At 59.3% G+C, this 22,083-nt stretch carries 18 protein-coding genes; 15 read left to right on the forward strand and 3 right to left on the reverse strand.

Features of this window, described 5'->3' with window-relative positions:
• Positions 1-6 precede the first annotated feature (6 nt).
• A complete protein-coding gene (locus tag HSW_RS08735) occupies positions 7-3,054 on the reverse strand; it encodes a SusC/RagA family TonB-linked outer membrane protein (protein ID WP_044001611.1) in 3,048 nt (1,015 codons plus the stop codon).
• Positions 3,055-4,026: 972 nt separating this feature from the next.
• Here HSW_RS08735 and HSW_RS08740 point away from each other — a divergent pair.
• The 15 genes from HSW_RS08740 (at position 4,027) to phhA (ending at position 20,159) form a co-directional block, all read left to right on the forward strand.
• On the forward strand, positions 4,027-5,424 hold the full coding sequence (locus tag HSW_RS08740; protein WP_052346271.1) for an alpha/beta hydrolase-fold protein: 1,398 nt from the start codon (positions 4,027-4,029) through the stop codon (positions 5,422-5,424).
• A gap of 335 nt (positions 5,425-5,759) precedes the next feature.
• On the forward strand, positions 5,760-7,175 hold the full coding sequence (locus HSW_RS08745) for an anthranilate synthase component I family protein (protein WP_044001612.1): 1,416 nt from the start codon (positions 5,760-5,762) through the stop codon (positions 7,173-7,175).
• Between the two features lie 132 nt (positions 7,176-7,307).
• On the forward strand, positions 7,308-7,874 hold the full coding sequence (locus HSW_RS08750) for an anthranilate synthase component II (RefSeq protein WP_044001613.1): 567 nt from the start codon (positions 7,308-7,310) through the stop codon (positions 7,872-7,874).
• Positions 7,875-8,038: 164 nt separating this feature from the next.
• Positions 8,039-9,031, forward strand: a complete 993-nt coding sequence (trpD, locus tag HSW_RS08755) for an anthranilate phosphoribosyltransferase (RefSeq protein ID WP_044001614.1) — start codon at positions 8,039-8,041, stop codon at positions 9,029-9,031.
• Positions 9,032-9,204: 173 nt separating this feature from the next.
• Positions 9,205-10,017, forward strand: coding sequence for an indole-3-glycerol phosphate synthase TrpC (gene trpC, locus HSW_RS08760; RefSeq protein ID WP_044001615.1), 813 nt, complete (start codon positions 9,205-9,207; stop codon positions 10,015-10,017).
• A gap of 161 nt (positions 10,018-10,178) precedes the next feature.
• Positions 10,179-10,829 (forward strand): phosphoribosylanthranilate isomerase, encoded by a 651-nt coding sequence (locus HSW_RS08765; protein ID WP_044001616.1) that lies wholly within the window; start codon positions 10,179-10,181, stop codon positions 10,827-10,829.
• Positions 10,830-10,879: 50 nt separating this feature from the next.
• The gene (locus HSW_RS08770) at positions 10,880-11,788 is read left to right on the forward strand and encodes an ABC transporter substrate-binding protein (protein ID WP_044001617.1); all 909 of its coding nucleotides are present in this window, start codon (positions 10,880-10,882) and stop codon (positions 11,786-11,788) included.
• Between the two features lie 84 nt (positions 11,789-11,872).
• The gene (trpB, locus tag HSW_RS08775) at positions 11,873-13,069 is read left to right on the forward strand and encodes a tryptophan synthase subunit beta (protein ID WP_044001618.1); all 1,197 of its coding nucleotides are present in this window, start codon (positions 11,873-11,875) and stop codon (positions 13,067-13,069) included.
• A 133-nt stretch (positions 13,070-13,202) separates the two neighbouring features.
• Positions 13,203-13,985, forward strand: a complete 783-nt coding sequence (trpA, locus tag HSW_RS08780) for a tryptophan synthase subunit alpha (protein ID WP_044001619.1) — start codon at positions 13,203-13,205, stop codon at positions 13,983-13,985.
• A gap of 203 nt (positions 13,986-14,188) precedes the next feature.
• Positions 14,189-15,202, forward strand: a complete 1,014-nt coding sequence (gene aroF, locus HSW_RS08785) for a 3-deoxy-7-phosphoheptulonate synthase (protein ID WP_044001621.1) — start codon at positions 14,189-14,191, stop codon at positions 15,200-15,202.
• 194 nt (positions 15,203-15,396) lie between these two features.
• Entirely contained in the window at positions 15,397-16,758 is a 1,362-nt protein-coding gene (locus tag HSW_RS08790) for a helix-turn-helix domain-containing protein (RefSeq protein ID WP_044001622.1), read from the forward strand.
• Positions 16,759-17,025: 267 nt separating this feature from the next.
• On the forward strand, positions 17,026-17,412 hold the full coding sequence (locus HSW_RS08795) for a hypothetical protein (protein WP_044001623.1): 387 nt from the start codon (positions 17,026-17,028) through the stop codon (positions 17,410-17,412).
• 30 nt (positions 17,413-17,442) lie between these two features.
• Positions 17,443-17,976: a hypothetical protein gene (locus HSW_RS08800; protein ID WP_044001625.1), complete on the forward strand. Its 534-nt coding sequence runs from the start codon at positions 17,443-17,445 to the stop codon at positions 17,974-17,976.
• 368 nt (positions 17,977-18,344) lie between these two features.
• Positions 18,345-19,079 (forward strand): phenylalanine 4-monooxygenase, encoded by a 735-nt coding sequence (locus HSW_RS08805; protein WP_044001626.1) that lies wholly within the window; start codon positions 18,345-18,347, stop codon positions 19,077-19,079.
• Positions 19,080-19,400: 321 nt separating this feature from the next.
• The gene (phhA, locus tag HSW_RS08810) at positions 19,401-20,159 is read left to right on the forward strand and encodes a phenylalanine 4-monooxygenase (RefSeq protein ID WP_052346272.1); all 759 of its coding nucleotides are present in this window, start codon (positions 19,401-19,403) and stop codon (positions 20,157-20,159) included.
• Between the two features lie 191 nt (positions 20,160-20,350).
• Here phhA and HSW_RS08815 read toward each other — a convergent pair whose 3' ends face one another.
• Positions 20,351-20,836: an Mpo1 family 2-hydroxy fatty acid dioxygenase gene (locus HSW_RS08815; RefSeq protein ID WP_044001627.1), complete on the reverse strand. Its 486-nt coding sequence runs from the start codon at positions 20,834-20,836 to the stop codon at positions 20,351-20,353.
• A gap of 317 nt (positions 20,837-21,153) precedes the next feature.
• Positions 21,154-22,017, reverse strand: a complete 864-nt coding sequence (locus HSW_RS08820) for a dienelactone hydrolase family protein (RefSeq protein WP_044001628.1) — start codon at positions 22,015-22,017, stop codon at positions 21,154-21,156.
• Between the last annotated feature and the right edge of the window lie 66 nt (positions 22,018-22,083).

Genomic DNA, 22,083 nt, shown 5'->3' on the forward strand with positions numbered 1-22,083 from the left:
GAAGAATTAGATACCGAGATTCAGACCGACAGTGAACGTACGAGGACGCGGGTAAATCGTATTGTCGATGCCGCCAATTACCTCTGGGTCAAGTCCCTTGTACTTGGTAAGGAGGAATACATTTTGAACCGCGAAGGACAGGCTTAAGTTCGTGCCTTTGCGCACCATTTCGCCAAAATTGTAGCCGAGTGTAACGTTCTCCATCCGCAGAAAGGAACCATTCTCCACAAAGTAATCGGAGAAGTACTGAGCACTGGAGAAGCCTGAGTTCAGTACCTCTCGATTCCGGTTAGGAACAAAGCCGCTGGTACTCAAATCGTAGAAGCTACTCGCGCGGTTATTATTGTACACGTAATTGCCAAGGTTGGAGCGCAGCGTGAAGGCTAGGTTAGCCCCACCGTAAGAAATGTTGGCGCCGCCACCCAGCACGTAATCCGGACGAGCCGACTTGTAACGGTACCGGTCAGAACTGGTAATGGTGCCGCTACCGTCACGGTCTACATACACACCTTCCAAAGGCTTCCCATTCTGTCCATACACCTGCTGATTTACATAGAACGTTTGGGTAGAATAGCCCACTGTATTTACCTGAATGGTATTACCAACGCCGCCGCTGATACCACCCGTCAACTGACCAATGTCATTAGGCGAATCAGAGCCAGTGAGTTTGGTGAGGCGGTTGCGGTTGTACGTTGCATTGGCATTCACCGTAATGTTCAGCCGGTCACCTTTCACTACATCTACGTTGGCAATCAATTCCACGCCCTTGTTGGTGAGGGAGCCAGTGTTGAAAGTGCCACCGTTGGAGAGGCCAGCCAGAGCTGCTACTGGCCGGAAGTTTAACAAATCCTCCGTGTCACGCTTGTAGAAATCCACCGAACCAAAGAAACGACCACCGAAGAAGCCATAGTCAAGACCGGCGTTGTACGTGGTAGTGGTTTCCCAAGTAATATCACCGTTGTACTGGTCAGGGCGTAGGGTACGTAGGAAGCGCGGGGTGCCATCGGCATTGTAGCCCACTTGATATTGCGCCGTGAGGTTGCTGAGCGAGAGGTTAGCCAGGAAGGGGTAGAAATTGCCGCCTAAGTCCTGCTGCCCGGTCTGGCCGTAGCCTAAGCGTATTTTCAGATCGGAAATGGCAGTGGCATCCTTCAGAAAATCCTCGCCTTTGATCCGCCACGCGAAGGCACCGGAGGGGAAGAACCCGAAATGGTCAGGATTAAAACGCGACGTCCCATCCGCTCGGAATGTACCAGTGAACAGGTACTTATCAGATATATTGTAGTTCAGACGACCAAAAAAGCCGAGTAATACGTTGGTATTCAGATAAGTGTCCTCTCCCGAGTAGCTCAGAGATACCGGCGCGAAGATGCTGCCATCGGCTCGGAAATCATTGAATACGTAGCTGCGGTTGTCAAACTTCTGGTAGGAGTAACCAGCTAACAATTCAGCCCGACCCGGTCCAATGGTACGCTCATATTTAGCGTAAGCTTCGAGCAAGGTATTATCTAAGTCCTGCGAGTAGTTGTTGTTAACACCCTGACGGTTGAAATCGGAACCAGCAGTGGCGGGCACGAATGTGGTACCTCGGCCGCGCTGGATATCGTAGCCCAGATTCAGGTTTGCACTCAGCCCCGTCAGAAATGGGAGTTTGTAATCTAACTGGATGTTTCCAATGCTACGCTTCACCGTGCTCCGGTCGCGACGCTGGTTAATCAAGCCCAGCGGGTTGCGGGGCGAGAGAGTATTCAGCGAAACGACGCCGTTTTCGTCTCTGTTGTTGAATTCCGTGTAGCCGCCATAAGCCCCCAACTGAGCAGGAGTGAGACCGAAAGGGTTGCCTTCCGTACCATTTACCTGAATAGGCTGCGTGGGGTCAAAAGTTACGGCATTGCCTACGGCACCTTGGTTAGAGAAGTTATTGTCAATCCATGAGCCTTTTACGTTCACGGAAACGCGCAAGTTGCCATTGAGTAATACGGGCGTGAGGCTCAACGCGCCGCTGAAACGCTTGAGGTCATTGGCCTTCAGCAAACCCTCCTGCGAGAGGAAACCACCCGAAACCCGATAAGGCACTTTGCCAGCATTGCCGCTGATGCTTACATTGTTATCAGACGTATAGGCTGAGCGGTAAATTTCGCGCTGCCAATCGGTGCTGGCCGTGCCTAAAGTGGCCTTCTGGCCAGCCGTGCCCCGGGTGTTCACCAGTTCCCGGAATTCATCGGCAGAAAGTATGTCGGAATATTTAACAACGTTAGCTATAGACTGCTGAGTGGACACGTTCACATGAAACGCCTCTCCTTGCACCCCTTTTTTGGTAGTTACCAGAATTACACCGTTCGAAGCCCGTACCCCATAAATAGCTGTGGAGGAGGCATCTTTCAAAACCGTAATGCTTTCGATGTCATTAGGGTTGATCAACGACAGTGGGTTAGTCGCGCCAGCTAACCCATTATTATCGACAGGCACACCATCAATGATAATCAACGGAGAGTTGGAGGCCGATAAAGAAGAACCACCCCGAATCAAAATCTGAGAGCTTGTACCTGGTGCGCCACCGCCTGTCGTAATTTGTACGCCGGCTACTTTACCCTGCACCAACTGCTCGGGATTAGTTACTTGGCCTTTCACAAACTGCTTCTCTGAAATCTGCTCCACAGCACCAGTCAGATCCTGTCTACGTTGCGTACCGTAGCCTATTACCACGGCCTCGTTAAGCAGCGTGGTGTTCTCCGAAAGCGTCAGGCTGCTGACGGCCGTGTTCTGGCCGGCCGTTACGCTGATGCTCTGGCGCTGTGTGGTGTAACCCACGAACGACATGATGAGGGTATGCGGGCCGGAAGGTACATTCTGTATTGAGAAAGAACCGTCAGAATTGGTGGAGCCACCCAGATTGGTGCCTTCAATGATTACAGTGACGCCGGGCATGCCTTCGCCTTTCTCGTCCAGTACACGGCCGCTCACCGTCCCGATTCCCTGAGCGTATGCGCTGCTCACGCTTGCACCTGCGAGCAGGATTGGCAGCGCCAGTTTCGCTAGATAGGGGTGTTTCATTGAAAAAGAATTAGGGGTTGAAATGGATTTTTCCGGTCAGACCGGAGTGGGAATTTAGTGGTCCTTCTCAGCGGAAAGTGAGTACGGTACCGGGTGAGTGACCCATTCTGTACCGACTACTTTATTCCGCGTTCAACATCACCAAATCGTTAAGAAACACCGCAAGTTAAAGGGTTCGACCAGATAAAAACAATGCCCCCTAGGTAGTAAGTAGGTTTCTTTATAATTGGATTTTGCAGCGGTAGGCCGGTTGGGTGCCCCAGAAGGACGGTTTCCCCTCGCGCTGGGTAGGGCATCTGCGTATGGGCAAAGCCAGTGTCAATACACCATAAAAGCCCTGTGGTTTCCCGATTCGCCAATAAAGAGTGTCAATGGTAGGTAGTTTTGAATTGATAATATATGATGTTGTATTGACTAATATGTGCTTTGGATGTTGGCTTGCCGGAAGCGTTTTATGCTAATTATGTTTTCATGATAAGATCCTGGATTGATAGTGTGTTGACCTATTGTAGACGGTAATGGGAATGATTGTGGTGTTTATGGAGGGGTTTGCTAGTGAATATTCTGAATATTTGAATTCACTGGCCTGAAAATAGAGGCTTAGCCGGTGTCAACAAAGAACTGGTTATTTGGTAGGAAATGGTTTTGTCGACGCAGGTCTTTTTTGTATATATTCTAGGGCGGTAAGGATGCCTGGAATAAGGTGGGAAAAGCAGGGCTTTGCCAGACGTGTGCAATAGCTAACGGCTGTTGTTTCGTAAGGGCTTACTTACCAGTCGCGGTCAAAATAACCGAAGAGTTGATATGGCACTTTCCCGGAAAAGTACAGGTTGAATTTGGCCAGTATTTTGACTTTATCAGCCCCACTGGCAGAAAACATTGCCAACACTGCCGCGTCCGGCCTCAAATGGTGGTAGCTTGCTTTTTGTTTCCATTCATTTTGTTTCTATGAATCGTTTTTTATTGAGCGGTATGCTTGCCCTGTCTGTGGGCAATGTGGTGGCTCAGACTACCTTTCGCCTGACAACGGTGCCGGCATCTACCCCCGCCGGGGCTACTGTGTATATGGCGGGTACCGTCAATAACTGGAGTCCAGCCAGTGCCGCTCACGCCTTTAGCCGCAACCCCGACGGCACCTACCAACTGACGTTGCCAGCTACCGTGACGGGTACCATCGAGTTTAAGTTTACGCGCGGTTCCTGGGCCACTGTGGAGTCGGATGCTCAGAATAACGATATAAGCAACCGGCAATACACGGTAGGCAGCGGCCCCGCTACCATAGAGTTGCAGGTGGTGAACTGGAAAGATATGGGCACTACCGGTGGGAGTTGCCAGAGCACAGCCCTGCAGCCCAACGTACGGGTGCTGAGTACCGGTTTTCAGATACCGCAGTTGGGCCGCACCCGCCGCGTGTGGGTGTACCTGCCCAACGACTACGCCACGGCCCCCGCCAAGCGCTACCCCGTACTGTACCTGCACGACGGTCAGAACGTGTTCGATGCCTGCACCAGCTTCTCGGGCGAGTGGGGCGTAGATGAAACCCTGAGCCAGCTGCAGCAGCAGGGCCTCGACGCCACCGGCTCCATTGTGGTGGCCGTAGACAACGGCGGGGCCGACCGGCTAAACGAAATGTCGCCGTGGAACAACCCGCAGTACGGCGGCCAAGGCGACCAGTACGTGGATTTCATGGTGCAGACGCTCAAGCCTGCCATCGACCAGCAGTACCGTACCCTCACCGGCCGCGAGTACACGGGTATTGCGGGCAGCAGCATGGGCGGGCTGATTTCGACCTATGCCGCGCTGAAATACCCGCAGGTGTACGGCCGGGTGGGCGTGTTCTCGCCTGCCTTCTGGTTTGCGCAGGCGCCCCTGTTTCAGTACCTACGCCAGCACCCGGCCAATCCGGCCACGCGGTTCTACTTCGTGAGCGGCACACAGGAAAGCCAGACGATGGTGCCACTCATGCAGGCTATGCGGGATTCGCTGTCCCGCGGCGGCGTGCCGGCTGCTAACCTGAGCTTCAATGTCAAAGCCGATGGGCAGCACGCCGAATGGTTCTGGAAACGGGAGTTTTCGGCGGCGTACCAATGGCTGATGCAGCCGGCCGTGGTAACCGGCACCCACGCCGGCCGGCTGGCCCTAGCATTCAGTGCTTATCCCAACCCTGCCAAAGACCGCCTGACGCTGCAACTGCCCGCTTCCCTGCGCGAAGCCAGGGTGGAAGTGCTGGATATGAGTGGCCGGGTAGTGCTCCGCGACAAGGTAAAGGCCGGGGGCGTGCTCGATGTGAGCCGGCTGGCCAAAGGCCAGTACCAACTGCGCGTCACGGCCGGCCGCGAACAGGGTACGCAGGCGCTGGCGAAGGAGTAAGGCTACTGCTCTTGTCATTTCTCGCTCCGTCCTCAATAGCGTAGTTATCTGAGACGCGCGGCCCAGATAAAAAATTCGGGCCTATTGTTGCGCAAATCCGAACCCGGTGTACATTTGCACAGTTCAACGCTCCAAATTCAACTTTCGGCAATGACCCTTTCGATGAACCTGCAAGCATGGTGGTGGCCCTACGGAGAATCCGGACGGGACAGCCTGTGCGTGCGTTAAGGTATCGAACTACTTTTTTCGCATCAGCTCAAAAGCCCGGCCGCCAAGCCGGGCTTTTTTTATTGTCCGGCGCTGGCCAACCTCTACCAACACAACCAGCCCCGCTCATGCAAACCTACCAGCTCACTACCCGCCACCTGCGCGTTCTGGCCGATACCGTAACGCCCGTTGGCCTCTACCTGCGCCTCCGTGACCGGTACGACAACTGCCTGCTGCTGGAAAGCTCCGACTACCACGGCCAGCAGAACGCCTTCAGCTACCTGGCCTTCGACCCGTTGGCCCGCTTTGAACTGCGCGGCCGGGAACTGACCCTCACGCTGCCCGACGATACCACCGAAACCGAGACGCTCGACTCGCCGCGCACGGCTCTGGCGCGCCTGCAGGCCTTCGCAGCCAGCTTCCAGACCGAGGATACCGGCCACGACTTCATCACGGGCGGGCTGTTCGGGTACCTGGGCTACGAGGCGGTGCAGGCCTTTGAGGACCTCACGCTGAACCCCGACAAGCAGCCCGCCGGCCAGATTCCGGATATCCTGTACGGCACCTACCGCTACGTCATTGCCATCAACCACTTCCGCAACGAGTTGTACGTGTTCGAGCACACGCTGCAGGGCCAGGAAGTGGACGAGGATGGGCTGACGAAGCTAGTGAACCTGATCCGCAACCCCTCGTTGCCCGATTTCAAGTTCCGGACGGAAGGGGAGGAGCAGACCAACCAGACCGACGAGGAGTTTCTCAAGGTGCTGGCCCAGGGCCAGCAGCACTGCCTGCGGGGCGACGTGTTTCAAATTGTGCTGTCGCGCCGCTTCCAGCAAGGGTTTTCCGGCGACGAGTTCAACGTGTACCGGGCACTGCGCTCCATCAACCCCTCGCCCTACCTGTTCTACTTCGATTACGGCTCCTTCAAGATTTTCGGGTCGTCGCCGGAGGCGCAGGTGCGTATTCAGGGGCGCGAGGCCAGTTTGTTCCCGATTGCGGGCACCTTCCGCCGCACCGGCCACGATGCTGAGGACGCCGCCCTGGCCCAGCAGCTGGCCGACGACCCCAAGGAAAACGCTGAGCATGTGATGCTGGTGGACCTGGCCCGCAACGACCTGGCCCGCCACGGCGACAACGTGCGGGTGAAAACATTCCGCGAAATCCAGTTCTACTCGCACGTGATTCACCTGGTAAGCGAGGTGAATGCCACCCTGGCTGCCGGCACCAACTCCCTGCAGGTGGTGGCCGATACCTTCCCGGCCGGCACGCTCTCGGGCGCCCCCAAGCACCGCGCCATGCAGCTCATTGATGGCCTGGAGCCCACCGCCCGCGGCTACTACGGCGGCGCCATCGGCCACCTGGGCTTCAACGGCGACTTCAACCACGCCATCATGATTCGCTCGTTCCTGAGCACCGCCGGCCAACTTTATTTCCAGGCCGGCGCTGGCGTGGTAGCCGCCTCCGATATCAACTCCGAACTCAACGAAGTGCACCACAAGCTGGCCGCCCTGCGCAAGGCGCTGCAGGCCGCGGAAGCCATTTAAGTAGTGAGTAGTGGGTATTGAGTAGTGAGACAGGTATGTAGAATCCAGCTTGATAGATGGGTTTCCGCTCTGCTTCCCTCAATACTCCACCAATAATCTAACTACTCACTACTTAGTTCTCTCTACTGAACCATGAACATTCTCGTTCTCGACAACTACGACTCCTTTACCTACAACCTCGTGCAGGTGCTGCGGGAGCTGGGGCATACGGACAACGTAACCGTGATTCGCAACGACAAGCTGGCCGTGGACGATGTGGCCGCATACGATGCGGTGCTGCTGTCGCCCGGCCCCGGCGTGCCTTCGGAAGCGGGCCTGATGCCCGAAATCATCCGCCGCTACGCGAGTTCCAAGCGCATTCTGGGCGTGTGCCTGGGCCATCAGGGCCTGGCCGAGAGCTTCGGCGGGGAGCTGTACAACCTGCCCCAGGTGCTCCACGGCTTTGCCACCGACGCCCACCTCACTGCACCCGACAAGCTGTTCGAAGGCCTGCCCGATACCTTTAAAGTGGGCCGCTACCACAGCTGGAGCGTGCGCCCCGAGAGCGTGCCCGCCGAGCTGGAAGTCACCGCCCTCGACGCCGACGGTCAGGTGTTGGCATTCCGCCATCGGGAGTATGATGTGCGCGGCGTGCAGTTTCACCCCGAGTCCATCCTCACCGAGCACGGCCACCAGATGCTGCGCAACTGGCTGAGCTGAACAGGCTGAATGTAGAGACGCAATACTTTGCGTCTCGTCGTCGAACGATAATAGTAGCGCGGAGCTAACAACATCAGCACGCGGGGAGGCGCAAAATATTGCGTCTCTACCTCCTACAATTACCCACCCAATTACCCCAAACCCGCCTTCGTGGCGGTCTGATTGTGAAACAGATCCTCAATAAACTATTCGACCAGCAGCTGCTGACTCACCCCGAGGCGCTGGAAGCCATGCTGCGCATTGGGCAGGGCGAGGCCAACGCGGCGGAAATGACGGCCTTTATGAGTGTGTACCGGATGCGGCCCATTTCGGTGCCGGAGCTGGCGGGCTTCCGCGAGGCCTTGCTGAGCCTCAGCCGCGACCCGGAGCTGGGCACCCGCGACACGGTGGACATTGTGGGCACCGGCGGCGACGGCAAAGACACGCTCAACATCAGCACACTGGCCTGCTTTGTGGTGGCCGGGGCCGGCTACAAGGTTACCAAGCACGGCAACATCGGCGTGTCGTCGGTGTGTGGGTCGTCGGATGTGCTGCAGCAGCTGGGCGTGGAGTTTGGGGTGGGCAATGACGTGTTGCAGCGGCAGCTGGAACGGGCCGGCATCTGCTTTCTGCACGCTCCGGCCTTCCACCCGGCCATGCGCCACGCCGGGCCGGTGCGCCGGGAGCTGGGCGTGCGTACGTTCTTCAACATCCTAGGCCCGCTGGTGAACCCCGCGCGGCCGAAGTTTCAGGTGGCGGGTACCTTCAGCCTGGAGCTGCTGCGCCTCTACCACTACCTGCTGCAGCAAACCGACACCCGCTACGCCGTGGTGCACGCCCTGGATGGCTACGATGAACTCTCGCTGACGGCCGCCGCCAAGCTGGCTACGCCCGAGGGCGAGCGGGTGGTATCAGCCGCCGACCTGGGCCTGACCCTGAACCAGCCCGAGGAGCTGGCCGGCGGCCGTACCGCCGCCGAATCGGCCGCCATCTTTGTGGATGTGCTGGAAGGCCGCGCAACCCGCGCCCAGCGCGACGTAGTAACGGCCAACGCAGCCCTGGCCATCGGTTGCCTGGAACCCGCCTTCAGCTTCGCCGACAGCCTGGCCGCCGCCCGCGAGTCGCTGGATTCCGGCCGCGCCCGCCAGGCGCTGCGGGAGCTGGTGGCGGCTATCTGACCCCAATAAACAGGTCCTGTCATCCTGAGCGGAGCGAAGGACCTTATCAAACCAGAACGACTGTTGTTGTTACGCTTCGTGCGAATGGCACAAGGTTCTTCGCTCCGCTCAGGATGACACACGATTTTCGAAACAGCTATCAGTCAACAGCTAATAGCTAACAGCTCAAAAAAATGACCATTCTCGATACCATCATTGCCCATAAGCGCCAGGAAGTTGCCACCCGCCAGAGCCTGGTGCCGGTGAAGCTGCTGGAGCAAAGCTTCTATATGCCGGCCCAGCCGCTGAGTTTGCGCCGCTACCTGCTGCGTGACGATTTGAGCGGCATCATTGCCGAGTTCAAGCGCAAGTCGCCCAGCAAAGGCATCATCAACGCCCACGCGCCGGTGGAGCGCACCACCTTGGGCTACATGCAGGCCGGGGCTTCGGCGCTGTCGGTGCTGACGGATACGGAGTTTTTCGGCGGCAAGAACGAGGACCTGACCACGGCCCGGCGCTTTAATTTCTGCCCCATCCTACGCAAGGATTTCGTGGTAGACGAGTACCAGATCATCGAAGCCAAAAGCCTCGGGGCCGATGCCGTGCTGCTGATTGCGGCCGTGCTCAGCGGCGAGGAAGTGCTGCGACTGGGCCGCCTGGCCAAAAGCCTGGGCCTGGAAGTGCTGCTCGAAATCCACAACGCCGAGGAGCTGGACAAAACCCTGCACCCCGACGCTGTGAGCCTAGTGGGCGTGAACAACCGCAACCTCCACGACTTCTCCGTGAGCCTCGACACGTCCGGCGAGCTGGCCCAGCGCATCCCCGACGAGTACGTGAAGGTGACCGAAAGCGGCCTGAGCACCGCCGCCGACATCGAAGCCCTGCGCGCCGTAGGCTACCGCGGCTTCCTGATGGGCGAAACCTTCATGCGCCACTCGCGCCCCGAAAAGGCCTGCGCCGCCCTGGTGCAGCAGCTCCGGGCTACCGAAGCGGTGACGTTGTTGTAAGGGCCAGAAAGCTAGAGCTAGCTCCCCTCCTTGGAAAGGAGGGGCTGGGGGTGGTTGACCATCGTCAGAACAACAGCTAGCTCTAGCTTCTAACTCTAAAAATCAACCACCCCCAGCCCCTCCTTTCCAAGGAGGGGAGCTAGTTTTAGCTTATCATCCACATGCCCACTAACACCCACCACACGCCTCACCTCAAAGTCTGCGGGATGGCTGATGCCGACAGCTTGCGGGCAGTGGCGGCGCTGCAGCCCGATTTTCTGGGGTTCATCTTCTACCCGAAGTCGAAGCGGTACGTGGGGGAGCGGCTGCCGGCGGCGGCGGTGCGGGCCTTGCCGGTCGCCATCCGCAAGGTGGGCGTGTTCGTGGACGACGACGCGGCTACGGTGCTGGCGCGGGTGCGGGAGTTTGATTTGCAGCTGGCCCAGCTCCACGGCCACGAAACGCCCGAAACCTGCGCCGCGGTGCGGACCGGGGGCGTGCCGGTGGTGAAGGCGTTTGCGGTAGGTGAGGGGTTCGACTTCGCCCAGCTCCAGCCCTACGTGGGCTGCGTGGAGTATTTTCTCTTCGACACGGCCGGTCCCCAGCCCGGCGGCAACGGCACCGCCTTCGACTGGACGCTGCTGCAGGACTATAACCTGCCGGTGCCGTACTTTCTGGCCGGCGGCATCGGGCCGGAGCACGCGGCGACGCTGCGCAACCTTCGGCTGCCCGGCCTGTTTGCCCTGGACCTGAACAGCCGCTTCGAAACCGCCCCGGGCACCAAGGATGCCGGCCGGCTGGAGGCTTTTTTTCAGGAATTGAAAGCAGAATAAGCCAGCATCATACACAGGCAGATTGCGCCAAAGACGGATATACGAAAGCTATGAGCGAAATAAAGATTGCGCTGGACTGGACGGTAAACACCAACCACACGGGCTTTGTAGTGGCCCAGGAGCTGGGCTGGTACGCACAGCACGGGCTGGAAGTGGAGCTGCTGACCCCGGAAGCCGACAACTACGCCCTGACTCCGGCCAAGAAAATAGAGCTGGGTCAGGCCGATTTTGCGCTTTGCCCGCTGGAAAGCATCATCAGCTACCGCACCAAGGCCCGGCCGTTCGATGCCATAGCCGTGGCCGCCCTGCTGACAGAAGATCTGAGCAGCATCGTCACGCTCAAGCGCCCGGATATTCAGTCGCCCAAAGATTTGGCCGGCAAAATCTACGCCTCGTACCAGGCCCGCTACGAGGACCAGATAGTGGCGAAGATGCTGGAAAACGACAGTGCTACCGGCCCGCTGACCATCACCTACCCGGACAAGCTGGGCATCTGGAACACGCTGCTGCAACAGCAGGCCGACGCGACCTGGATTTTCGATAACTGGGAAGGCGTGCAGGCCCGACAGCAGGGCGTGGAGCTGACCAGCTTCCGCTTGGCCGAGTATGGCATTCCGTACGGCTATTCGCCCGTCATCATGGCGTCGGAAAAGCGGGTGCTGGAAAACGGGGAGGCCTACCGGAAGTTTCTGCGGGTGTCCGGGCAGGGCTTCCTGCACGCCAAAGACCACCCGGAGGAGGCGGTGGCGCTGCTGCAGAAGCTGGTGCCGGCCGCCGACCGCAACCCCGGTTTCCTGCTCGAAAGCCAGCAGTACACGGCCGAACACTACGGCAGCGGCCCCAACTGGGGCCACATGAGCCCTGCCAGGGTGCAGCGCTACCTGGACTGGCTGGCCGAGCATAGCCTGGAAACCCGGAAGCTTCCGTTGTCGGAAGTCATGACCAACGACCTGTTATAAGAACCCTTTTTTGCGTCTGATTTCGCGGGGTAATCCACTGCGAGATCCTGCGCCACCCATCCCGAGACCCTGCGAGAAACTATCATGAAACCAACCTACCAACAACCCACGGAGCGCGGCTACTACGGCCAGTTTGGGGGCGCGTTCATTCCCGAAATGCTCTACCCCAACGTGGAGGAGCTGCGCCAGCAATACCTGAGCATTATGGCCGAGCCGGAGTTCCAGCAGGAATACCAGCAGTTGCTGCGCGACTACGTGGGCCGGCCCACGCCGCTGTTCGAGGCCAAGCGTCTGTCGGCTAAGTACAACACCCGCATCTACCTCAAGCGCGAGGACCTCTGCCACACCGGCGCCCACAAGGTGAACAACACCGTGGGGCAGATTCTGCTGGCCAAGCGCCTGGGCAAAACGCGCATCATTGCCGAAACCGGGGCTGGTCAGCACGGCGTGGCCACCGCCACCGTGTGCGCCCTGATGGGCATGGAGTGCATCGTGTACATGGGCGAAATCGACATGGAGCGGCAGAAGCCCAACGTGTACCGCATGCGCCTGCTGGGGGCCGAGGTGCGGGCAGCTATGAGCGGCAGCCGCACCCTCAAGGACGCCACCAACGAGGCCATCCGCGACTGGATCAGCAACCCAGTAGACACGCATTACATCATCGGCTCGGTGGTAGGCCCGCACCCGTACCCCGATCTGGTGGCGCGCCTGCAGGCCGTTATCAGCGAGGAAATGCGCAAGCAGCTGCTGGAAAAAACCGGTTCCGAGCTGCCTAACTACGTTGTAGCTTGTGTGGGCGGCGGCTCCAACGCGGCCGGCGCGTTCTACCATTTCCTGGAAGAACCCTCGGTGCAGCTGGTGGCCGTGGAAGCCGCCGGGCACGGCGTGCACTCGGGCCACTCGGCCGCTACGTCGGTGCTGGGTACGCCGGGCGTCATCCACGGTAGCCGCACGCTGCTGATGCAGGACGAGGACGGCCAGATTACCGAGCCTTACTCCATTTCCGCCGGCCTTGATTACCCCGGCATCGGACCGCTGCACGCGTTTCTGGCCGATTCCAAGCGCGCCCGCTTCATCAGCATCGAAGATGAGCAGGCCCTGAAAGCCGTGGCCGAATGCAGCCGCCTCGAAGGCATCATCCCGGCTCTGGAAACCGCCCACGCCCTGGCCGCCCTCGACCAGCTCGGTGCCGGCCCCGACGACGTGGTGGTCATCAATCTCTCCGGCCGCGGCGACAAGGACCTGGAAACCTACATCAAGTACGCTGACGCTATTATGTAAGGCAATGGCATCGTCATGCTGAGCTTGTCGAAGCATCTCTACCTCTGGCTAATTTCTACTTGTAGACCAAGCGGTAGAGATGCTTCGACTGCGGCTCCGCCTTCGCTCAGCATGACAGACAATATCACGTGACATGACCAACCGAATCAAAGACGCCTTCGAAAAAAAGCAGAAGAACCTGCTCAACATCTACTTCACCGCCGGCTACCCGCGCCTGCACGACACCGTACCGCTGATCAAAGCTTTGAGTGAAGCCGGGGCCGACCTCATCGAAATCGGGATGCCGTTTTCGGATCCGCTGGCAGATGGGCCGGTGATTCAGGCCAGCAGCACCGTGGCCCTGGCCAACGGCATGAACCTGCGGGTGCTGTTTGAACAGCTGAAAGGCATTCGGGAGAGCGTGCCCGAAACGCCGATTCTGCTGATGGGCTACCTCAACCCGGTGATGCAGTTCGGGGTGGACAACTTCTGCCGCGAAGCCGCCGCCGCCGGGGCCGACGGCATCATCCTGCCCGACCTGCCCCTCGACGATTACGTGGCCGAGTACCAGGACATCTTCCGCCGCCACAACCTGCGGCCGGTGTTCCTCATCACCCCGCAAACCGCCCCGGAGCGCATCCGCCGCATCGACGAGCTGACCGATTCGTTCCTGTACCTCGTGTCGGGTCCCGGCACTACGGGCGGAGCCAACACCCAGGCCGAGGGCGTGCAGGAAGCCTATTTCCAGCGCATCGAGGCCATGAACCTGCGCAACCCTCGCCTCATCGGCTTCGGCATCGGCGACAAAGCCTCCTTCCAGAATGCCTGCCAGTACGCCGAGGGCGCCATCATCGGCTCCGCGCTGATTCGCGCCCTGGAAGGCGTGGATGACGCCCCGGCCGCGGCCAAGCGGTTCGTTTCTTCGGTGCTGGCTTAAGCAACATAAAAAAGAACGTCATGCTGAGCTTGCCGAAGCATCTCTACCGCGAGCTAACGCATTTTGCCCAAACGATAACCGCTCGCTAGCCCAGGGTTTAAACCCTGGGCTACGGAGAACGGCCAACGAAGCGGCAGAGATGCTTCGACTACGGCTACGCCTTCGCTCAGCATGACGTGCTGATATTTTTCTCTCTCCCGAACATGATCATCCAACTCGACCCCCATATCACCGCCGCCAACAAAGCCGCTATTGAAGCCCGCATTCAGGAGCTGAAATACAAGGCCACGGAGGTGAAAACCCAGCGCGCCCACTACCTAGTGGCCATCGGCAAGGCCGATGTGGATCTGCGCGCCATCGGCCAACTGCCCGGCATCCTCGACATCCACCGCGTCTCGGACGACTATAAGCTGGTGAGCCGCAAGTGGCGCGTGCGCCCCACGGTGCTCGACCTCGGCGACGGGGTGCGCATCGGGGAAGGCTCGCTCACGCTGGCCGCCGGCCCGTGCAGCATCGAGAGCGAAAAGCAGATGGAACTGATCATGCAGCACCTCGTGGACAACGACGTGCGCATCATGCGCGGGGGCGTGTTCAAGCCCCGCTCGTCGCCGTACGCGTTCCGCGGGCTGGGCATGGAAGGCCTGAAGGATTTCCACCGCATGGCCCGGGAACGGGGCATCAAGATTGTGACGGAGGTCATGCAGGTGTCGCAGGTGGAGGAGATGCACGACTACGTGGACGTGTTCCAGGTGGGCGCCCGCAACACCCAGAACTTCAACCTGCTGGATGCCCTGGGCGGCGTGGATAAGCCCGTAATGATCAAGCGCGGTATTTCCGGCACCATCGAGGAACTGCTGTCGTCGGCCGAATACGTGTTTTCGGGCGGCAACGAGAAGCTGATTCTCTGCGAGCGGGGCATCCGTACGTTTGAAACCGCCTCGCGCAACACCCTCGACTTGAACGCGGTGCCTATCCTGAAGGAGAAAACCCACCTGCCCGTCATCGTGGACCCCTCGCACGGCATCGGCATCCGCGAGTACGTGCCCACGATGGCCCTGGCTGGCGTCATGGCCGGTGCCGATGGCATCATCTACGAAGCCCACGAGAAGCCCGAAGAAGCCGCCTCCGACGGTGCCCAGACCCTGAATTTCGCCGAGTCGGAGCGCCTGATCCGCAACCTGCGCAAAGTGTACGCCCTGCGCCAGGAGCTGGAGTAGAAGGTAAACTAAAAGCTAGTTCCCCTCCTTGGAAAGGAGGGGCTAGGGGTGGTTGATGAACGTCAGAACGATGCTAGAGCTAGTTCTAAAAACCGTTCTAATGCAAGGTCAACCACCTCTAGCCCCTCCTTTCCAAGGAGGGGAACTAGCTTTTTGAACATAGTAGAAGTCCGATCTACTGTTACCTTGCCGGTATGTTCTTCGGCTTCAACCTCTACAGCGGCTTGCTGCTGCCGTTTTTCCTGCAAGGCGTAATCGTGGCGGCGGTGCTGTGGGCGCGGCGGCGGCGCGAGGATACGGCGGCCGATGGCTGGCTGGCCCTGCTGCTGCTGCTGTTTGCTGTGCGGCTGGCCCAGTGGATGCTGGGCTTTGCCGGCTGGTACGACTCGCACGACGCCCGCACGACATTCATGTTCTATTGGCCGTTCAGCAACTGGCTGGCGGTGGGGCCGGCGCTATACTTCTACTTCCGCAGCCTCACCAACCAGGAGTTCCGGCTGCAGCGGCAACACTGGTGGCACTTCGCACCCGCGCTGGCCTTCGGGGCGTGGCTACTGGTGGTGTTCGGCTACGATATTGGCTGGTGGCACGGGCTGCAGGGTCAGCCGCTGCCCGCCCATTTCGGCACCAAAGGCCCCCTGGCCAGCTGGGCCGATTACCAACCCATCGGGCTGCTGGCCGATACGCTGGGCTACCTCTCGGTGCTGGCCTACGCGGTGCACACCCTGCGGGCCTACCGCGCCTACGCCCGCTACCTCAACGACAATTTCTCCGATACCGAGCAACTCCGGTTTCGGTGGCTGCGCAACGTGCTGGTGGCCGTGGTGGTGGGCACTGGCGTCACGCTGGTGTTCGGCGCGGTCAACCTCTTCATCACGCCCCTCAACTACGTGCAGAGCTGGTACGACTACCTGTTCACCGGCCTGCTGATCTACTACCTCAGTATCTCGGGCCTGCTGACAGGTTACCGCCTGGCCGCCCTGCGCTTCCAGCTGCCAGTTGCCGTGACTCCGTCGGCAACCTCGTTACCAACGATAGAAGCTGCCGACGAAACGTCTGGCATCGTTGTACCGGCGGTAGACAAAAGAACTGTTGCCGATGCGGTACTCGATCTGCCTGAAATACCTGTTTCGGCTGCTACTGCGGCTGCCAGCGTACCGTTGGTAGCTGATGCCACCGTTGAAGAGCCAACTGAAACGGCCGCCGAACCCGACGCGGAGCTGGCCCGCTGGACGACCCGGCTGCTGGCCCATATGCAGGCGGCCCGGCCCTACCTGGAGCCCGAGCTGACGCTAGGCGAGCTGGCTACCCAGCTGCGCACCAACACATCCTGGCTCTCCAAGGTCATCAACTCCGGCTGCGGTCAGAACTTCAACGACTTTATCAATGAGTACCGAGTGAGCGAGGCCGAGCGCCGCCTCCGCGACCCGCAGTTCCGGCACTATACGCTACTGGCCGTAGCCCTGGAGGCCGGCTTCAACTCCAAGTCCACGTTCAACCGCGTCTTCAAAAAGCTCCGCGGCCAGACTCCCAGCGAAGCCGCCCGGCAGCTGTAGAGACGCATACTTGCGTCTCCTCACTGAACGACTAATCCTGCGCCAACAACACGGTGTAAAGACGCGACCCTTCGCGTCTCGTCGTTGAACGACCCGGAACTGCGCTAATCAAACAACTTCAGCAACGGCGAGACGCGAAGTGTCGCGTCTCCACGCCTGCCCAGTGTCAAACTATAAGTTGAGGCATCCCAGGCTGTAAACTGGGGCGTTTGGGGGCGGCGGGGGCAGTTCCTTTGGGACATTGTTTCACTTCACCCCCCCATTGCCATGCGTACTTTCCTGCCTTCCCGTTCGGCCACTGTTGCCACTTTCGCAGCCTTGTTGCTGCTTGTTACAGCCTGCTGGGCGGGCATCACTTCCAATCTGCTCATTGAGCCGGGCAAGCAGTTTGTGCTGGGCGGTGGCCAGCTGGGCGGCTTCAAAGTAGAGGCCCACAACGTGGGCAAAGTACCCGTCGAGTTCAAGGAGCGGCCCCGCGGCGGCGGCATCTTCGGCAAGACGACGCTGGCCCCCGGCGAGCGGGGCACGTTGCGGTTCATGGCTGGCTCCACGGCTTTATTACTCAACCCCTCGGCCCAGCAAGCCAAAGTAGACCTCAAAATCACCGGCGACACCCGACTGAGCATGACCTACGAGCCCAACGGCAAGCTGTAGGCGGCATCATCACAACCAGAAGGCTTCGTCATGAAAAAGCAAATTCTCAGGTTCGCGCTGGCCTTGGCCAGCTTGGTTACGCTGGTAGTGGAGCGCGGCAATGCTCAGGCTGATGCTCCCCGCCTAACCATGCAGGAGCTACAGCTCCTGACGCAGCAGTGGGAGCAAGGCCAGCTCACGTATGCCAATGAGGCTTCGGCCCGACCCGTTGCCATTCGCAGTGGCCTGAACGGCATGAGCCCCGGCCCTAACGCCTTTGTCCTCGATTATATCTACCAGCAGCCCGAGGGCGGTATGGTAAAGGAGTTCGACAAGCTCTGGCTGGCCCGCGACGGTCGTTCCGTCCGTTGGGACGATGCGCAATTGCAACTCCGGTCCAAAACCCGCCTGCCCGATGGCCGCCTTCAGGCAGTGTTTGAGGGGTCGGGCCGGGAGATGGGTCAGCCGTGCGAGCTGCGCCGCGTACTTACGCTGGGCTCCCAGAAGCTGGAAATCAGCAAAGAAGTGCGTCGGGCTAATACAACCACCTTCGTCGCCCTAGCCCGTTACGAGTTTACACGATGAAAATGGCTTGTTTGAGAAATAAGACCATTCAATTATAGGGTAGTTAATCATAAATAGTATAAAATTTTTGCTGGTGACCCCTTGTACAAGGGTGGTTATATGGGATACATGTGCCTGTTTATGTATTAGGCACTCTAAAATAAAGCGTTCTGAAATCTTGCTTATTCCGGAAGTCTTCTATATTTGCATCATCATGCTGAACCTATCCGCGAAATGCTTTATGACCATTAATCGTCCTGTCCAGGACGAGGTCGGGCGCTTTTGCGGGTACGAAAGGTAGAACACGGCATGCTTCTCCTTCTCTGAAATCCACTTAAGAGCCCGACTCCTCCCCAGGAGCCGGGCTTTTTTTCTGCCCTGTACGCGCTATGATACAGCAACACTACGACCAGTATACCACGCAGGATCAGCTGGTTTGGAAGGTATTATTCGACCGCCAGACGGCTTTGCTGCACAAGCGCGCCTGCTCGGCCTTTGGCCGGGGGCTGGAGGCCGTGGGCTTCCACCGTAACGCCATTCCCGATTTTCAGGAAGTAAGCCAGCGCCTGCACAAGGCCACCGGCTGGCAGCTGGAACCGGTGCAGGGCATGCTCAATGATGCCGAGTTCTTCGGGTTGCTGGCCCAGCGCAAGTTCCCGGCCACCGTCTGGATCCGGAGCATGGCGCAGTTCGACTTCATTGAGGAACCCGACTTGTTCCACGGCGTATTCGGCCACGTGCCGCTGCTCATGGACCAGGCCTTCGCCGACTTCCTGCACTTCCTGGGACAGGTAGCCGCCCAGCACCTCGACGATGCCGTGGCCCTGGCCCGCCTCGAGCGGCTTTACGGTTTCACGGTGCAGTTCGGGCTGGTGGAAGAACACGGCCAGACGCGCATGTACGGAGCCGGTCTGCTGTCGTCGTCGGGTGAAATCCACCACTGCATCGGCGACGTTTCGCGCCGCTTCCCCTTCGACCTGGCCACCGTGCTGCACACGCCCTACAGCGAAGCCCACCTCCAAGACCAGTACTTCGTGCTCACCAGCTGGGACCAGCTCACCGAAAGCGTAGCCGAGCTGGCCGCACTGCTGTCCTCGGGCTGGGAGCTGCAGCCGGTGGAGTAGCCAAGCTGTCATCCTGAGCGGAGCGAAGGACCTTATCACGTCTGAACGAGTCGTTGGGCGTGATAAGGTCCTTCGCTCCGCTCAGGATGACAGAGTGAAATCTACTTAATCCAAAATCTCTCGTACATTTGCTGCACATGCTGCTGTTCACGTCCCGCTATTATTACGCTGCCACCTATTACGCTCCCCTCCGGAGCGGAGCGGCCGCGGCGTACGAGAGGAACTGAAACTAGCACTTCACCCTCCCCAACGTCATTTCAAGCCTGCCTCCGCTCCCTGCGGAGGCAGGCTTTTTCTTTTTCCACCTTCCCCGTTTTCGTTATGCAGTCTGTTTCTGCCGCTCCCGTTGCTTCTGTTGCCCTGCCGCTACTCACCCAAGTATATGCCGATTACACCGCCGCCGACCAGCACGTGTGGCAGCTGCTCTTCGACCGCCAGATGGCCCTGCTGCCCGGCCGCGCCGCTGAGGCGTTTCTGGAAGGCGTGCGGCGGGTGGGCTTCACCCGCGACGCCATTCCCGATTTCCGGGAGGTGAACCCGCGCCTGCAGGAGTTGACCGGCTGGGAGCTGGTGGTTGTGCCCGGCATTGTGGACGCCGCCGTGTTTTTCCAACTGCTGGCTGACCGCAAGTTTCCCGCCACCACTTGGCTGCGCACCCTCGAGCAGCTCGACTACCTCGAGGAGCCCGACATGTTCCACGACGTATTCGGCCACGTGCCGCTGCTGACGGATGCCGGCTTTGCTGATTTCCTGCAGAAACTGGGCGCGGCCGCCGTGCACCACGGCCAGCGCTGGCCCGGCACGCTGGAGCAGTTCACGCGCCTGTACTGGTTCACGGCCGAGTTTGGCCTGATTCAGCAGCCCGATGGCCTGCGCATCTACGGGGCCGGGCTGCTGTCGTCGCACGGCGAGGTGAAGTTCAGCCTCAGCGACGCGCCCACCCGCCTGCCCTTCACCCTCGACGGTGTGCTAGATACGCCCTTCGAGAAGGACAAATTCCAGGACCTCTACTTCGTGCTCACTGACATGCAGCAGCTCCCTGAGAGCCTAGCCCCGCTCCAGGCACGGCTGTTGGAATAAGCTGCGGTTGATAAACAGCGCTGAACGTCATGCAGAGGCACAGCCGAAGCATCTCGCGTGCTGACGTTGCTTCACTAGCCCAGGGTTTAGGCCCTGGGCTACGGAGCGGTTATCGTTTGACGATTGGATAACATCAGCACGCGAGATTCCTCGCAGGCTCGGAATGACGTTCTATTTTGTCCAGCACCTTATCAATACCGCCAGCCCAGCCGGCGGTAGATAAAATGGAGCAGCCACAGCGGGCCGATGAGCAGAAACTGTAGGTCTTTGAGGAAGCTGGGCTTCTTGCCTTCTACCTTGTGGCCCCAGAACTGCCCAACCCAGGCCAGCACGAAAATAATCAGGCATACGGCCCACAGGGGCAGGGCCGCCCCGCCATCTATCACGCGCAGTCCCAGTGCCATAGCCGCCCACACCAGCACCATCCCTACCGCCAGCCGCCCCGAGAGGCGCAGGTAATACCCTACGGCCAGCACCATTACCACAGTAGCCCAGTTCAGCCAGGGGCAGATGTTCCGCACCGCCGCCGGCACCGGCAACGACCACAGCAACCCCAGAATGGCGAACATAATCAGCGGTACGCACACCCAGTGCACCAGCTTGTTGGTAGGGTTCTGGTGGCTTTCGGCGTACTCGTTCAGCAGCCGCTGAACCGGAGAAACGAGGGCAGTAGACATGGCGCAGGGCGTTGGTGGGAGCTAAAAGGTAGCAGATTCCCCGCAGTCTGGAAAGCTCTACATGGCTGTAGAGACGCGACACTTCGCGTCTCGGCGCGTGCTGACGTTGTTCAGGGAGTGCGGTGTCGGTTGTTCCGGCGGGAGACGCTACAACCGTGCAGGCTGAAACAAAAAAAGGCTGCCCAAGCGGGCAGCCTCTTTTTTCTGGGGCGGTCAGTAGCGCGAACTTTGTAGTTCGCGCTCCAGAACGACAAGGATTCTAACGGCGCAGGGACGCGAACTACAAAGTTCGCGCTACTGACCGATACTGCGGAAAGCTATTTTACCTTCAGGTTCTTCTTCAAGTAGGCGACTGAGGCGGCGTGGGCGTCGGCAGCCATGTCCTTGCTGTATTTGGGATTGGATGGGTTGGCGAAGGCGTGGTCGGCGTCGTAGGTTTTCACCGTGAGGCCTTTTTTGGCGGCGGCCATGTCCTTGCGGAACTGGTCTACCACTTCTTGGTTGATCCACTTATCCTGCTTGGCGAAGACAAACAGCACATCGGTGTTCAGCGTCTTGAGCTTGGCTACGTCCTTCTCGGGCATGCCGTAGTAGGCCACGCAGGCTTTGGCTTTAGGTCCGGCCAGCAGGGCCGTCTGGATGCTCCAGCCGCCACCGAAGCACCAGCCGATGCTGCTGATCTGGGCTTTGGGGCCAGCGTAAGCCAGGGCACCGTTGATGATGGCCTGGGCACGCTCGGTTTTCACGCCCTGCATCAGCTTACCGGCTTGGTCGGCGTCGGTAGCAATCTGGCCGTCGTAGAGGTCAAGGGCAATGACGTTGACGCCGGGCAGTTCCTCGGCGAAACGGCCGGCTTCCTGCTTGATGTAATCATTCAGGCCCCACCACTCGTGAATCACGAACAGATACTTGTCGGACTTGGTCTTGCTCTTGATTTCGAAAGCTTTGCCGGTTTGGCCATCGGTGGTTTTGAACTCAATCATGCCGCCTTCGCCGGCGTAGGTGAAGGGCAGGGGGGCATCGTGGCCGCCGGAGAAGTCCTCGTTAGAGGCCAGCATGGCGAATACCTCGGTGGCAGCCTGACCAGCGGCGGGCTTGGTGCAGCAGCTCATCGTCGATTGGGCCGAGGCCACCGATACCACGCTCAGCAGCGCGGCGCAAAGGGTCCAGAGTTTTTTCATGGAAAAAGGGAGGTGAAGATGGGGAGAGAAAAAAAGCATCCCGGAGTAATTCGTGTAAGTACACGA

It is taken from the genome of Hymenobacter swuensis DY53, assembly GCF_000576555.1.
Lineage (GTDB): Bacteria > Bacteroidota > Bacteroidia > Cytophagales > Hymenobacteraceae > Hymenobacter > Hymenobacter swuensis.